The organism is Microbacterium sp. NPDC090014 (genome assembly GCF_044748285.1).
Lineage (GTDB): Bacteria > Actinomycetota > Actinomycetes > Actinomycetales > Microbacteriaceae > Microbacterium.
Map to the genome: position 1 here is coordinate 1,896,448 of NZ_JBIVFS010000001.1, position 13,210 is coordinate 1,909,657.

General features: G+C 68.5%; 13 protein-coding genes and 1 pseudogene. 8 read left to right on the forward strand and 6 right to left on the reverse strand.

Going from position 1 to position 13,210, the window contains the following annotated elements; genetic code table 11:
- The first annotated feature begins 7 nt into the window (after window positions 1–7).
- Genes ACIPV5_RS08925 through ACIPV5_RS08935 form a run of 3 tightly spaced genes read left to right on the forward strand, consistent with a single transcriptional unit; the run spans window position 8 to window position 1,713 of the window.
- Window positions 8–490 (forward strand): carboxymuconolactone decarboxylase family protein, encoded by a 483-nt coding sequence (locus tag ACIPV5_RS08925; RefSeq protein ID WP_056278311.1) that lies wholly within the window; start codon window positions 8–10, stop codon window positions 488–490.
- Complete coding sequence (locus ACIPV5_RS08930) at window positions 487–1,209, forward strand: tyrosine-protein phosphatase (RefSeq protein WP_187249459.1); 723 nt, start codon at window positions 487–489, stop codon at window positions 1,207–1,209. The genes ACIPV5_RS08925 and ACIPV5_RS08930 overlap by 4 nt, the downstream gene beginning before the upstream one ends.
- A 33-nt stretch (window positions 1,210–1,242) precedes the next feature.
- A complete protein-coding gene (locus ACIPV5_RS08935) occupies window positions 1,243–1,713 on the forward strand; it encodes an SIP domain-containing protein (RefSeq protein ID WP_053095701.1) in 471 nt (156 codons plus the stop codon).
- 13 nt (window positions 1,714–1,726) lie between these two features.
- Here the strand turns inward: ACIPV5_RS08935 and ACIPV5_RS08940 are convergent, their stop codons facing one another.
- From ACIPV5_RS08940 to ACIPV5_RS08955, 4 genes are all read right to left on the reverse strand, one after another.
- Window positions 1,727–2,173: a hypothetical protein gene (locus ACIPV5_RS08940; protein WP_053095702.1), complete on the reverse strand. Its 447-nt coding sequence runs from the start codon at window positions 2,171–2,173 to the stop codon at window positions 1,727–1,729.
- Window positions 2,170–2,973: an arginase family protein gene (locus ACIPV5_RS08945; protein WP_056278317.1), complete on the reverse strand. Its 804-nt coding sequence runs from the start codon at window positions 2,971–2,973 to the stop codon at window positions 2,170–2,172. The genes ACIPV5_RS08940 and ACIPV5_RS08945 overlap by 4 nt, the downstream gene beginning before the upstream one ends.
- Before the next feature lie 68 nt (window positions 2,974–3,041).
- A complete protein-coding gene (locus tag ACIPV5_RS08950) occupies window positions 3,042–3,785 on the reverse strand; it encodes a PspA/IM30 family protein (RefSeq protein WP_053095704.1) in 744 nt (247 codons plus the stop codon).
- A 55-nt stretch (window positions 3,786–3,840) separates the two neighbouring features.
- A complete protein-coding gene (locus ACIPV5_RS08955; RefSeq protein ID WP_372984425.1) occupies window positions 3,841–5,889 on the reverse strand; it encodes a TPM domain-containing protein in 2,049 nt (682 codons plus the stop codon).
- Between the two features lie 122 nt (window positions 5,890–6,011).
- On the opposite strand from ACIPV5_RS08955, the gene ACIPV5_RS08960 reads away from it, so the two are divergent.
- From ACIPV5_RS08960 to ACIPV5_RS08980, 5 genes and pseudogenes are all read left to right on the forward strand, one after another.
- Entirely contained in the window at window positions 6,012–6,851 is an 840-nt protein-coding gene (locus tag ACIPV5_RS08960; RefSeq protein ID WP_400340797.1) for a DUF3097 domain-containing protein, read from the forward strand.
- A 43-nt stretch (window positions 6,852–6,894) separates the two neighbouring features.
- Window positions 6,895–7,620: a tRNA (guanosine(46)-N7)-methyltransferase TrmB gene (gene trmB / locus ACIPV5_RS08965; RefSeq protein WP_053095707.1), complete on the forward strand. Its 726-nt coding sequence runs from the start codon at window positions 6,895–6,897 to the stop codon at window positions 7,618–7,620.
- Window positions 7,617–8,510 carry a CPBP family intramembrane glutamic endopeptidase gene (locus ACIPV5_RS08970; RefSeq protein ID WP_056278327.1) on the forward strand — a complete coding sequence of 298 codons (894 nt, stop codon included), beginning with the start codon at window positions 7,617–7,619 and terminating at the stop codon, window positions 8,508–8,510. The genes trmB and ACIPV5_RS08970 overlap by 4 nt, the downstream gene beginning before the upstream one ends.
- A 28-nt stretch (window positions 8,511–8,538) precedes the next feature.
- Complete coding sequence (locus ACIPV5_RS08975) at window positions 8,539–8,931, forward strand: DUF1304 domain-containing protein (RefSeq protein ID WP_295102772.1); 393 nt, start codon at window positions 8,539–8,541, stop codon at window positions 8,929–8,931.
- A gap of 65 nt (window positions 8,932–8,996) precedes the next feature.
- Window positions 8,997–10,071 (forward strand): annotated as a pseudogene (locus ACIPV5_RS08980) (DNA polymerase IV).
- 15 nt (window positions 10,072–10,086) lie between these two features.
- Here ACIPV5_RS08980 and ACIPV5_RS08985 read toward each other — a convergent pair.
- Together ACIPV5_RS08985 and ACIPV5_RS08990 are read right to left on the reverse strand one after the other, a co-directional pair.
- Window positions 10,087–10,488 carry a RidA family protein gene (locus ACIPV5_RS08985; RefSeq protein ID WP_400340800.1) on the reverse strand — a complete coding sequence of 134 codons (402 nt, stop codon included), beginning with the start codon at window positions 10,486–10,488 and terminating at the stop codon, window positions 10,087–10,089.
- Window positions 10,489–10,576: 88 nt separating this feature from the next.
- Entirely contained in the window at window positions 10,577–13,156 is a 2,580-nt protein-coding gene (locus ACIPV5_RS08990) for a X2-like carbohydrate binding domain-containing protein (protein ID WP_400340802.1), read from the reverse strand.
- Window positions 13,157–13,210: the final 54 nt, after the last annotated feature.

Here is a 13,210-nt window from a genome sequence, read left to right on the forward strand (position 1 = left end):
TTGAGCCATGAGCGAGACGCGAGTGCACCTCTCAAAGACCGAGCCGGCGGCCTACCAGGCGCTCGACGCCTTCGCCCGCACCGTGGGAGACATCTGCGCAGCCAACGGGATCGACGATCGGCTCAAGGAGATCGTGATGATCCACTCGTCGCAGCTCAACGGGTGCAGCTACTGCACGCGTCTGCATGTGGATCGCGCGCTCAAGGCGGGCATCGATACCGACACGCTCATGCAGATCGCGACGTGGCGCGAGAGCAATGTCTTCAGTGACCGCGAGGAAGCCGCGCTCGAGCTCGCCGAGGCTTTCACCTTCATCTCCGAGGAGGGCATCTCCGACGACGTGTACGACCGGGTCGGTGGAGTGTTCACCGAGAAGGAGTACGCGGCACTGAGCTGGGCCTGCATCTCGATCAACGCCTTCAACCGAGTCGTGATCGCCGGAAGATACCCGGTTCCGCCGCGCTCGCCGCAGGCGCAGGCGCAGGCATGAGCGTTCTCGAGGTCGACGGGGTCAACAACTTCCGCGACGTCGGAGGGATGCTCGCAGACGGTGGTCGGATCCGTTCGGGCGTGCTGTTGCGATCCGGCCAGCTCTCGGCGGCGACCACTGCCGGGGTGAACGAGGTCCGTCGCCGCGTCGCTCACATCGTCGATCTCCGCGACGGCGAAGAGGTCGCCGCAGAGCCGACCGAGATCGAGGGTCCCGACACCACTCACCTTCCGCTGTTCCTCGGATCCGTGCGGTCGTTCTTCGAGACGGACACGAGCCTGGAGGATCTCTATCTGCACCTGCTCGAGGAGAGCGGAGATCGGCTCGTCGCCGCGATCCGCATCATCGCCGAGGGGGAGCCGACTCTCGTTCACTGCACGGTCGGCAAGGACCGCACCGGGGTGACCGTCGCGCTCGCACTCGCCGCAGTGGGCGCCGACCGTGAGGCGATCGTCGCGGACTACGCGCTCACGGAGTCGCTGCTGCCCGCCGAGCGGTCGCAGCGCATCGCCGCATACCTGAGGTCGCAGCATCCGCAGGCTGTGCACGCCGTCGCTCTGGCGACGCAGTCGCCGGCACCGGTGATGCGGGCGCTGCTCGAGCAGGTCGACGAACGTTGGGGTTCGGCAGCCGGCTACCTGCGCGCGAACGGGATGACGGACCAGGAACTCGAGGCTCTGCGATGCGCACTTGTGGAAGAAGTCCCCGAGCAAGGTTAGGCAACCCTTCATGTGCTGTATGATGGATGCATCATGGAGACCTTCCTCGAGACCCGCAGCACGCGTGCCGAGCGCCGCGCCGCACGTCGCCGTGCTCACCACCTGGTGACGGCCGACGAGCACTCGCTCACCGAGCTCGAGGTCTTCCTCGCCACTCTGCCGCTGTGCGCGTCGGGTCGGATCTTCATCGAGGTCGCCGACGCGTCCGACATCGGCGTGATCGAAGCCCCTGGACGCATGACGGTCACGTGGCTCGCTCGATCGCAGCGATCGGGCGCACCGGGAAGCGGGCGAGCGTGCGCACCCGGCGAGGCTCTCGCCCGAGCGACCTGCGCGTGGGCAGACGAGATGCTCTGCGACGACGAGCTCGACACCCACGTCACTCTTCTCGGAGGCTTCCTCGGCACGGCTGACATCGTCGAGCACCTGACGGGCGCCCTCGAGATCCAGCCTGCTCAGATCCACGCTCCGGAGCGTTTCGGGCTGCTGCCCGTCGACCGCTGAGCGCTTCCGCGCTCTACGGCCGCGACCTGCTGCGGCGGACGTAGTTGCCGTCTTCCAGGCCTGCCTCGATCTCGAAGCGGTTGCGCAGCGGATCCCTGCCCGCGAACAGGTAGAGCACCGGAAGCAGGATGCCGTAGCGCAGCCACTGCGCCTTGTGCACCGCCTCGTGGCGCAGCACGGCGTCGCTCGGACGGGCGTCACCCGTCAGGAAGCAGCCGCCGACGCACACTCCGCCGCGGTTGAACGTCCAGTTCGGCATCCCCTGGAACACCCACAGGCCCGATCGGCGTTCGACGGGACCCGTGCTCCACAGGGACCCCCAGATCCAGCCCACGGACGTGCCCCACCAGTAGCCGATCCGGCTGATCGGCGAACGCAGGAGGAACGCGGGGATCCGGCGGTCGAGTCTCCGACCGCGAGCCACAGCGCGCTCGGCGGCCGGCCGCCAGTCGGACGTCATGCGACGGCTCCGACGAGACGGAGCAGCGCGCCGAGGTCGTCGACCGCGTCAGCGGGTGAGCGAGGGGCGAACCCCGCGATGGTGGCGCCCGCCAGCGGCACACGGGACCGCAGTGCGCGGATCGCGGTGCTCAGACTCGCGGGCGAGAGTCCGAACGGTGCGGGGGAGGAGACGCCGGCGATCTCCGCAGGGTCGAGCACATCGACGTCGATGTGCACCCATACGCGGCGCGCGCCGGTCGCTTCGACCGCGTCGGCGAGAGCGTCGGGCGATTCCAGATCGTCGACGGAGAGCTGGGCGAGGCCGTCGAGGGCGGTGACCTCGTCGTCGTCGAGATTGCGCATGCCCACCGTGACCACCCGATCGCGGGGGATCCCGGGCGAGAGCGCGAGTTGAGGCTCTCCGTCGCCGAGTACCGCGCGGAGCGCCATGCCGGAGAACGCTCCGGAGGGTGAGGTATCCGGCGTGTGCAGGTCGGCGTGGGCATCGCACCACACGACGGCCAGGTCGTCGGTTCCGCCGGGAAGAGCCGCCAGGGCGGCGACGGTCACGCTGCAGTCGCCGCCGATGATCACGGTGTCGGCGGTCATGCCGGTTTCGACGAGCTCTCGGGTGCGAAGGAGAGCGCTGAGTCGGCGGACGCCGGTGCCGAGGGATTCACCGGCTTCGACCGGCACATCGAGCACCGTGGTCGCGGCACGCGGAAGGTCGCCGGCGATCGCCGAGGCGCCGTCGACGAGCAGCATCGCGCGAGCGGCGGGGGAGCCCTGCCACTGCGGGACGACGAGGAAACGCACCATGGGTGCCTCCAGCTGAGAAAGAGGAGCGGGTGCCTCGGACGCGAGGATCCGAGGCACCCGCAGGTGTGTCAGGAGCCTTCGATGGCCTGGCGAGGGGCGGAGCCGCCCGCCTTCAGCTCGGCGAGACGAGCCTCGACTTCGGTGAGCTCACCGAGGTCTTCGAGGCTCTCGAACTGAGCGTCGAGGCTGGATGCCGCGAGCTCGATCTTGCCCTGGGCGAGGGCCTCCTGACGGCGGACCTTGTCTTCGAAACGTCCCAGCTCGCTGGTGGGGTCGAGGACGTTGATCGAGGAGACCGCATCCTGCACCTTCGTCTGAGCCTCGGCGACCTTGGCGCGGGCGAGCAGCTCGCTGCGCTTGTTCTTCAGCTCGCCGAGCTTGTCCTTCATGCCGTTGAGGCCGGACTTCAGTTTGTCGACGATCTCGGTCTGAGCGGCGATCTGCGGCTCGGCCCCGGTCGCCTCGCGCTCGGCGCTGATCTGGCGCTGCAGAGCGATCTTCGCGAGGTTGTCGAACTTGTCGGCATCGGCGGCGTCGCCGGTGGAGCGCATCTCGTCGGCCTTGCGGCTGGCGGCGAGAGCCTTGTTGCCCCACTCGGTCGCGGCCTGGACGTCTTCTTCGTGGTCGCGCTCCAGCAGACGCAGGTTGCCGATGGTCTCGGCGATGGCCGACTCCGCGTCGGCGATGCTGTTCGTGTAGTCGCGAACGAGCTGGTCGATCATCTTCTGCGGGTCTTCCGCAGAGTCCAGGAGCGAGTTGATGTTCGCGCGGACGAGGGTCGAGATACGTCCGAAGATGGACTGCTTGGTCATGCGTGGTTCCTTTCAGAGGGTCGGACTCGATGTCTGGGGTCGATAGGTGTGCGGTTCAGAAGCGTCGCCCTCCCGAACGGCCGCTGCGGCCGCTGGAGCGGCTGCCGCCGCCTCCGCCGAAACCGGAGCTGCGGAACCCGCCGCCACCGCTGGAACGCCAGCTGCTGCTGCGCGAGGAGCCGCCGCCTCCGCCGCCGCCCGAGAGCAGACCGCCGATGATGCCGCCCAGGATGTCGCCACCCAGGCCGGAACCGCCGGAGCCTGATCCGCCGCCGAAGATGCTGCCGCCGGCGCCGCCCCATCCGCTCTCATAGCGGCTCGGGCTCATGGCCGCGACATCCGCCTGGGCGGATGAGGTGGCCTGCCGGGCGAGCTCGAGCGCGCGTCCTGCTTCTGCGAGCGCGGTCTCGGGATCCGACGACCGCAGACTCACGGCCTGAGTGAGGGTCGCGTCGGCCTGGGAGAGGCGGGTGCGAGCCGTGGAGCCGACGGTTCCCCGCCGCGTCTCGATGTACTCGCGCGCTGCTCGGATCTCGGAGCCCGCCTGCGTCAGGGTCTGCTCGAGAAGCTGCTGCACGCGTCGCGCCCGTTCCACGGCCTGGGTGCCCTCCGCGATCGCGGCGTCGATCTGCGTGTTCGCCGCGCTGAGCGCTTCGAGCACGCGCTGCGGACTGCGCGATGCTCCGGAGAGGTCGGCCTGCGCACGCTGCAGCTGCTGCGAGGTTGCGGCCGCGACCGCGGCGAGCGTGCCTCCGGCGTCAGGCAGCTGCTGTGCCGCGGCGATGTCGGCCTGCAGCTCGGCGACGAGAGCCTGCGCCTGCGATTCGATACGGGAGAGTTCGGTGCCCAGCGCGGTGATGGCCTCGACCAGCTGTGTCGCCTGCGCCACCGACTGCTCGGCCGTGCGGATGGCGAACGCCGCCTCGCCGGAGCGACCGGCCGCTATCGCCTGCTGCGCGGCCTCGATCGAGCGGTCGGCCAGGGCTGCCCGCTCCTGAGCCTGTGCCGGGTTGTCGGACACCGTGCTCAGTGCCGATGCGTCGTAGGTGGCGGACAGCGCGGCCAGAGCGGGAGCCGCGGAAGTCAGAAGCGGGACGAGAGCGGCTCGCTCGCCGCGGACTCTGTCGAGTTCCTGTGGTGCGTTCTGCTCGAGCTTGCGGAGCGCGTCGAATGCGTCGGTGTTCTCGTCGAGGACGTCGTCGATCTCGTCGCACAGCCGGATGATGCGGATGTGCCAGGCGCGGCGATCGTGGACGGTGTCCTCGATCTCGTCGTCGAGCTTCTGCTTCAGATCGAAGGCCTCGGACATCTTCGACTTCGCGGTCTCGACTGCTCCGCTGAACTCGGCGGTCGCCGCGTCGCCGAACTGGGCGACGGCGAAGCCGAGCTCCTCGCGGCTCGAGGTGATCGCATCGTCCGCCTGCACGAGTGCGGCCCCCGCCTGCGTCTCCACCTGCTCGTCGGTCAGCGTGGAGAACGGATCGTTCGGATCGGGCGTCTCGGGCATGGCGCCACGCCTGCGGATCGCGGCATTGCGACGCGCGCGGCGAATGAGGGCGATGATCAGCCAGATGATCAGGCCGACAGCGATGACGGCGACCACGATCAGTGTGGCCCGTAGAGCGCCCGCACCGCCGTCGCCCTCGATCTCGTCGGCGGCGAGGACGATCATGCCCTCCCAGTCCTCCTGTGCGGCCAGACCCTGGATCTTGTCTTCCACGTCGTCGAGCTTGCTGTCGCTGAGGGGGCCGTCGGGTGCGGCCGAGATGTAGTAGCTGCGTCCCTCTACCGCGATCGCGAGCAGGTACTGCTCGGAGCCGAGGTTGTTGTTCTCTGCGACGGTATCGGCCCAGGCGACGTTGTCGGTCGGCGAGGTGAAGTCATCGACGAGGACGACGAAGAGATCGGACGAGGAATTGTCGCTGAGCGTCTGGAGTCGAGCCTCGACGGCGTCCTCTTGGCTCGGGCTGAGGACGTCGGCGTCGTCCGTCACGTATCCCGAGTCGAGCGTCACGGGGTCGGTCGCGGAGGCAGCAGATGCGGAGAACGCGGCTGCTGCAGCCGCCGCAGTCAGTGCGGCCAGCGCCAGCCACCGTGTCTTCATCGTGTTCCCTCCGACCGGCAGCCGAGCCCCATGGCACGAGTCTATGCACAGAGGCCGACACGCGACACCTTCCGAGCGGGGATAGCCGTTCGCCCTCAGCGGAGACACATACGCTGGATGGCATGGACGACAGGTACGGATCCGATGTGCTCGCTGCCGGCTGGAGGGAACGAGCAGCCAAGCCGGTGCCGCAGGTTCCCGCCGAGCTCGATCTCGTCGTCGAGGTGGCGCAGGACGGATTCTGCGGAGCGGTCACACGGGTGCAGGGCGGCAACGTCGAACTCGAGGACCGGGTGGGGCGCAAGCGCCTCTTCCCGCTCGGAGGCGGGTTCCTGATCGACGGATCACCGGTGCGGCTCATGGTCCCGGCCGCGAAGGAGCAGGGCCTCCGACGCACGGCATCCGGCTCGTTCGTCGCCGCCGATCAACGAGCCAGGGTCGCGCTTCCCAGCCGGATCCTGGTCGAGGGCAAGCACGACGCCGAGCTGGTCGAGAAGGTATGGGGAGCGGACCTGCGGGTCGAGGGCGTCGTCGTCGAGTTCCTGCAGGGAGTCGACCTGCTCGACGAGCTGCTCGCCGCAGAGCCTCCCAGCGCATCGCGCCGCTACGGGGTCCTCGTGGATCACCTCGTGCCCGGGTCGAAGGAATCGCGCATCGCCGACGCCGTCGCCCGGGGTCCGCACGGCAGGCATGTGAAGATCGTCGGCCACCCGTTCGTGGATGTCTGGCAGTGCGTCACCCCTCGGGCTCTCGGTATCGCGAGATGGCCGGAGATCCCCCGGGGCACGGACTGGAAGACCGGGATCTGCCGCGCATTCGGGTGGCCGTACGAGACGCAGGCGGACACCGGTCGCGCCTGGCAGCACATCCTGTCGAAGGTGCACACCTACCGCGACCTCGAGCCCGCGCTCCTCGGTCGGGTGGAGGAGCTGATCGACTTCGTGACGGCACCGGCCTCCTGACCCGCGGTCGGTGGCGTTCAGCGCCGCCGACTACCCTGGAAGCATGCCCGAACCCCGCACCTTCCGCGACGAACCGGTCTCCTTCGTGCGCCGCAGCGGCCGGATGTCCGATGCTCAGGAGCGCGCGTTCGAAGAGCTCGGACCGCACTACCTCCTCGACGTGCCCCGCGATGTCGCCTGGACCTCGGTGCACCCGGAGGCGCGTCTCGATCCCGCCTCCGAGTACGGGCGGGATGCGGACCTGTACGTCGAGATCGGCTCCGGTCAGGGGCACGCCATCGTCGCCGCCGCATCGTCCCGCCCCGACGACGACTTCCTCGCGGTCGAGGTCTTCCGCGCGGGTCTCGCCAGGACCATGCTCGACGCCGACCGCGAAGGCGCTCGCAACGTCCGCGTGGTCGAGGCGAATGCGCCGGAGGTGCTCTCGTCGTACCTCCCCGAAGCGGCAGCGGCAGAGGTCTGGATCTTCTTCCCTGATCCGTGGCACAAGAAGAAGCACACCAAGCGCCGTCTCGTCCGCCAGGGGTTCGCCGACACCGCCGCTCGCGCACTCCGTGACGGCGGTCTGCTCCGCCTCGCGACCGACTGGGAGGACTACGCGCTGCAGATGCGCGAGGTGCTCGACGCGGAGCCTCTGTTCGAGCGCGCCTTCGACGGCGACTGGGCCGAGCGATTCGATGGACGCGTCATGACCGCATTCGAACGCAAGGGGATCGCCAAGGGGCGAGACATCCGCGATCTCGTGTATCGGCGGAAGTCGCGCGCGTGATCACCGCGCAGCGCATCTCGGCGACGTGGCCGGCGGTCGTCTCCGCGCTCTTCGTGTGCGCTGCGGCGCCGGCGTTCTTCGTGGTGCAGATCCCGTGGCTCGGCTGGGCGCTGCTCGCACTCGGCGTCGGGAGCGCGTGGCTCGTCGAGCGCCGTCTGCCGGTGACGGCGGATCAGACGGTGCGCGTGGGCACGCGTCGCGAGAGCGCCCGAGTCGTGGGGACCAGCCGTCAGCCCTCGCTCACCAGGGACCTGTCCCTGATCGCCCTCGGCATGCTCATCGTCAGCGTGATCCCGCTCGCGGCAGAGCTCGACAACCTCGCGATGCTGCGGTTCACGCTCGCCCTCGGCGGCGCGGTGGCGGTTCCGTACGTCGTCTCCCGCTTCGTGTTCCGCGACCGGGCGATCGGCTTCCCCTGGCGGGCGCATCGCCGGTGGGGGCGCCTGCAGTGGGGCTGGCTCGTCGCCGTCCTGGTGCTCGGCTGGCTGATCCTGCCGTTCTACTTCATCACCAGCGGCGTCTATCAGAACTGGCCGGTCGTGGACTCGCCCGACCTCATCGCCCGGCTGTTCGTCGGCGTCGGAGCGGTCGGCATCTGGGACGAGCTGTTCTTCATCTGCACCGTCTTCGCCCTGCTGCGCAGGCATTTCCCCGACGCCCTCGCCAACGTGCTGCAGATGATCGTGTTCGTCTCATTCCTGTGGGAGCTGGGCTATCGCGAGTGGGGACCGCTGCTGACCATCCCGTTCGCGCTGCTGCAGGGGTTCATCTTCATGCGGACGCACTCGCTGGCCTATGTCGTCACGGTGCACCTGCTGTTCGATGCGGTGGTGTTCGGGGTGCTCGTACACGCCCACAACCCCGGGCTTCTGCCGATCTTCCTGATCTAGCGCGAGCGGACATCGATACGATCGAGTCATGCTCATCGTCGGACTCGTCCTCGCCGCGGCCGCTGCCGCCTTCCACGTCTTCATCTTCGCGCTCGAGTCGCTGAGATGGACAGAGCCCGAGACGAGGAAGATCTTCGGCGTCGCGAGCGAGGCGGACGCCCTCACGACGAAGGCGCTCGCCTTCAACCAGGGCTTCTACAACCTGTTCCTCGCGCTGACCGCGCTGCTCGGCGTCGGCTTCGTGATCATCGGCTTCACAACGGTGGGACTGACTCTCGTGTTCGCCGGAACGGGGATGATGCTCGCCGCCGCACTGGTGCTGATCCTCTCCGATCGCACGAAGGCGCGCGCCGCAGTGATGCAGGGCACGCTGCCGCTCCTCGCCGTGATCGCGACCGCGATCGCCGTCTCGATCAGCTGATCTCGGTGATGCGCTGATCGTCTCCGAGGGGTGACAACTCGCCCGGTACGGGCCACACTCGGTGCATGACCGACTGGGTGCTGCACGTCGACATGGATCAGTTCATCGCTGCGGTCGAGGTGCTGCGCCGACCGGAGCTCGCCGGGCTCCCCGTGATCGTCGGCGGCCGGGGCGACCCGACGGAGCGCGCCGTCGTGTCGACGGCGTCGTACGAGGCGCGGAAGTTCGGCATCGGATCCGGCATGCCGCTGAAGATCGCGGCACGCAAGGCGCCTGAGAACGCGGTCTTCCTGCCGGTGGACCACGAAGCCTATGAATCGGCCTCCACCGAGGTGATGTCGACACTGCGTGCACTGCCCGGGGTGGTGCTCGAGGTCATCGGCTGGGACGAGTGCTTTCTCGGCGTGACCACGGACGACCCCGAGCAGACGGCGCGCAGCGCGCAGAACGCGGTGCTCGAGTCGACGGCGCTGCACTGCTCGGTCGGCATCGGCGACAACAAGGTGCGGGCCAAGATCGCCACGGAGTTCGGCAAGCCCCGGGGCGTCTTCCGGCTCACCGCCGAGAACTGGTTCGACGTGATGGGAGACCGGCCTACTCGGGACCTGTGGGGAGTCGGCCCGAAGGTTCAGAAGCGGCTCGCCACCCACGGCATCACGACGGTCCGGGAACTCGCTGACGCGGACGAGGCAGCTCATCGCGGAGTTCGGACCGCGGATGGGCGTCTGGTACCACGGGCTGGGCTCGGGCCTCGGTCCGACCGTGGTCGACAGCACCCCATGGGTGGCCCGCAGCCACAGTCGCGAGATGACGTACCAGCAGAACCTCACGACGACTGCAGAGGTTCAGGCGGCGCTGACCGAACTGGCGGGGCAGGCCTTCGAGGACTGCGCCGCCGAGGGGCGCCCGGTCGTCCGCGTGCATCTGAAGGTGCGCTATGCGCCGTTCGAGACCAAGACCTTCGGCCGCAAGCTGCCGGAGCCGACCACCCGGCGCGCGACGGTCATCGAGGCGGCACTGGCGCTCGGTGCCACGCTCGATCATGACCGGGAGGTCAGACTGCTCGGCGTCCGCGCGGAGATGGCGATGCCCGAGGGCGGTGACTCGGCCGAGCGGACCCCGGTGCGCGGAAGGATCTGAGTCGGCGCGCCGCGGTTATTCGCGGATGACGGCGGCGATCGCGCTCACCTCGATCACTGCGCCTGGGACGCCGAGGCCGGCCACGAGGGCTGCGGTCACCAGCGGAGGGGCGCCGTCACGGGCGAGCGTCGCTGCGACGGCACCGTAGGCGGCACGAAGATCGGCATCCTGGTGGATGTAGATCGTCCAGCTGATGACATCGTCGAGGCCTGCGCCCGCCGACTCGAGCGCGATCCGAGCGTTCTCGACCGCTCGGAGCGACTGATCGGCGGCATCCGTCGAGACGAGCGCGCCCGTCTCATCGACGCCGTTCTGGCCGCCGACGTGGATCGTCGTGGCCCCGGGCGGGACGACGGCGACATGACTGAAGGCGGGGCTCACGACGAGTCCCGCCGGCTGTGCGAGTGTGATCTCCATCTGCAGAGTGTGCACCCGGGGGCGGACATCCGCGAGAGGGTTCGTCGGCGGTGCATCGGGGCGGGCACGGGGCCCGCCCCGACGGGGATCAGCCGACCTTCTTGACCGTGTATCGGAACACGTCCGTGCGGAGCACGTCTCCTGACGTCTTCACGACCTTGATCGTGTGCTCGCCGTCCTTCAGCCCGGTCGCCTCGAACAGGGTCTGATTCGAGACGCGCGACTCGGCGTGGGTGTCGACGCTCTTCACCTTCTTGCCGTCGATGTACACATCGACGGCTCCCTGGTCGGGTGCCTTCGGGCCGAGCCACGCGACGCCCGTCCCGCGGAACGTGAACGACACGGAGTCGCCGTCGGCCGTGGTGGCGTGGACATCGTCGAGATGGTCTCCGGTGAACGCGAAGTCCAGCGTCGCGTCTCCCACCGGGAGCGCGGCGAGGTACGACGACTTCAGTGTGACCGTCGATCCGGACAGCGTGTAGTCGGCGTCGCGCTCGAGCGGCTCACCGCCGAGGCTGATCGAGGAGAGCTCGCTCGGGTCGCGCAGCACATCGACCGTCACGTCGGCGGGAGCGGCCTTGTTGAACGCACCCGAGGTCGTGCTCAGCTGGCTGTCGAGAGTGACGACGAGCTTGTCGAGCAGCATGAAGGATCCGGACTTCTTGACCACCCGCAGGGTGTGACTTCCGCTCGCGAGATCGGCGACGGCGTAGACCACCTGCTGGGAGAGGCGCCCGTCGGCCGCGGGCAGCGAGGTGTCGACGGTCTCGACCAGCTGTCCGTCGAGGTAGACCTCGACCTCGCCCTGCGATTCGTGCTTCTCGGTGACGTACTGGATCCCGGTTCCCTGGAACGTGTACTCGAAGGCCGCTCCGTTCGTCTCGACATAGTGGACGTCGTCGCCGTGGTCGCCCAGCCCGCGGTTGTTGCTGTCGCCCCAGGACCCGCTGTAGCCGATGCGTGAATCGTCGTCGTTCAGGGTCACTGTCAGCCCGGTGGCGGGCGGTTCGGGCGTGCCTCCACCCGGGGTGTCGGACACCGCGACGGTGAAGGGCTGCGATGTCGCAGGCACCTCGTTGCCGTCGTTGCGCACCCACGCCCCGTCGTAGCCGACCCGCAGCGAGTCGTCGTTGACGGTGAGTGCCGCCTGCTTCGCGGGCGTCACCTTCAGCAGGCGCACGCCGTGGATCGGCACGCTCTCGGCGGTGAAGCCCTCCGCTTCCGATCCCAGGTTCTTGCCGGCCCAGAGATCGCGGACCTTCGCGGAGCCGTCGAGTCCGATGTCGGACCAGTCGACCGTGATGTCGGCGTCTGCGCGGCCCAGGTTGTACAGCGCCACGGTGTAGGTGCCATCCGGGTTCAGTGCGTACCAGACCTGCTGCTTCGTCGTCGTCGAGACGGGGCGAGCGGGCACGCCTGCCTGGTTCACGGCGATGACCTCGCGGTTGGTGATCAGCTCGAGCCCGTACTCGTCGAGGTTCGTCAGATCGTTGCCCAGGTACATCGGCGCCGCGGAGGTCGCCCAGAGCGTCGTCGCGGTGCGGCGTTCGTCGCGCGTGAGGCCGTCCATCTTCCCGTTGCCCACGTTGAGGGAGTCGAGGTCGTTCCAGCCTGCGGGCCCGGCGTGGCGCCACCAGTCCGAGAGCCTCGGGAACAGGCGGGCGACGTTCTCCCAGGTGGTCAGGGCCTCATCGCCGCAGTAGCACTCGACGTCCCAGTCGATGCGCCAGCCGTCTGCATACTGCTTCCAGTAGTCCGCGTAGTCGATGTCGACGGCCCAGGAGAGCTCGAACCAGATGTCGTTGCGGTCGAGCGCCCGAGACCAGGCGGCGACCTCCTCGCGGGCGTCCATCGACAGGTCGCTGATTCCGGAGCCGGGGGTGACGCTGTCGAACTTGATGAAGTCGACTCCCCATTCGCCGAGCAGATCGGCGATCGAGTCGATGTACTTCTCGGTGCAGGGGTTGTCGAAGTCGAGTCGGTACCCGTAGCCCCAGTAGTCGCCCTGCTGGAGAGGCTGCTTGAGCAGATTCTCGGTCGTGCAGCCGGGAGCGCCGTAGATCGGGAGCGCCTTCTGCGCCGTCTCGAGGCTCATCCCGGGAATCAGATACAGACCCACCTTCTGGCCGTTGTCGTGCACGTGGTCGATCACCGCGTCGAGCCCGTCGGGGAACAGCGTCGTGCTGGGAATGGGGCGTCCGTACTCGTCCTGGCCCCCGTTCCAGCCGGCGTCGATGTTGATGTAGTCGTAGCCGTAATCCTGGAGCTTGTCATGCATGGCATCCGACTGAGCCATGATCTGATCGGCGGTGATCCACTGGCCCCCTTCGTACACCTGCATGCTGTAGCTGCTCCAGCCCATGTAGGGGGCGGCCGATCGGTTCGAGATGCCGTCTTCGGTCTCGTCCGCAGGCGTGCGCGTCGCATCCGCCGGTGGATCCTGCTCCGGGGCGCTCGGGGGAGCAGGTTCCGGTGCCGGCTCTTCAATCGGTGCCGGCTCTTCAATCGGTGCCGGGTCTTCCGTCGGGGCCGGGTCTTCCGTCGGCGCGGGAGCCGTCGTCGGCGTCGTCTCCGGCGCCGGAGTCGGTTCCGGTGTCGCCTCGGTGGCCCAGCTCGCGCCAGGTGCCAGAGCGAGGACGATCGCTGTCGCGGCGAGTGCCGCGGTCAACGAGGCCGCTCTCCTTCTCTGTCGGTGTGCGTTCATTGCTTTCCTCTCGTTCGA

Coding starts and splice junctions, on each gene's coding strand:
- ACIPV5_RS08925 (WP_056278311.1), top strand. CDS start 8: ATGAGCGAGACGCGAGTGCACCTCTCAAAGACCGAGCCGGCGGCCTAC.
- ACIPV5_RS08930 (WP_187249459.1), top strand. CDS start 487: ATGAGCGTTCTCGAGGTCGACGGGGTCAACAACTTCCGCGACGTCGGA.
- ACIPV5_RS08935 (WP_053095701.1), top strand. CDS start 1,243: ATGGAGACCTTCCTCGAGACCCGCAGCACGCGTGCCGAGCGCCGCGCC.
- ACIPV5_RS08940 (WP_053095702.1), bottom strand. CDS start 2,173: ATGACGTCCGACTGGCGGCCGGCCGCCGAGCGCGCTGTGGCTCGCGGT.
- ACIPV5_RS08945 (WP_056278317.1), bottom strand. CDS start 2,973: ATGGTGCGTTTCCTCGTCGTCCCGCAGTGGCAGGGCTCCCCCGCCGCT.
- ACIPV5_RS08950 (WP_053095704.1), bottom strand. CDS start 3,785: ATGACCAAGCAGTCCATCTTCGGACGTATCTCGACCCTCGTCCGCGCG.
- ACIPV5_RS08955 (WP_372984425.1), bottom strand. CDS start 5,889: ATGAAGACACGGTGGCTGGCGCTGGCCGCACTGACTGCGGCGGCTGCA.
- ACIPV5_RS08960 (WP_400340797.1), top strand. CDS start 6,012: ATGGACGACAGGTACGGATCCGATGTGCTCGCTGCCGGCTGGAGGGAA.
- trmB (WP_053095707.1), top strand. CDS start 6,895: ATGCCCGAACCCCGCACCTTCCGCGACGAACCGGTCTCCTTCGTGCGC.
- ACIPV5_RS08975 (WP_295102772.1), top strand. CDS start 8,539: ATGCTCATCGTCGGACTCGTCCTCGCCGCGGCCGCTGCCGCCTTCCAC.
- ACIPV5_RS08985 (WP_400340800.1), bottom strand. CDS start 10,488: ATGGAGATCACACTCGCACAGCCGGCGGGACTCGTCGTGAGCCCCGCC.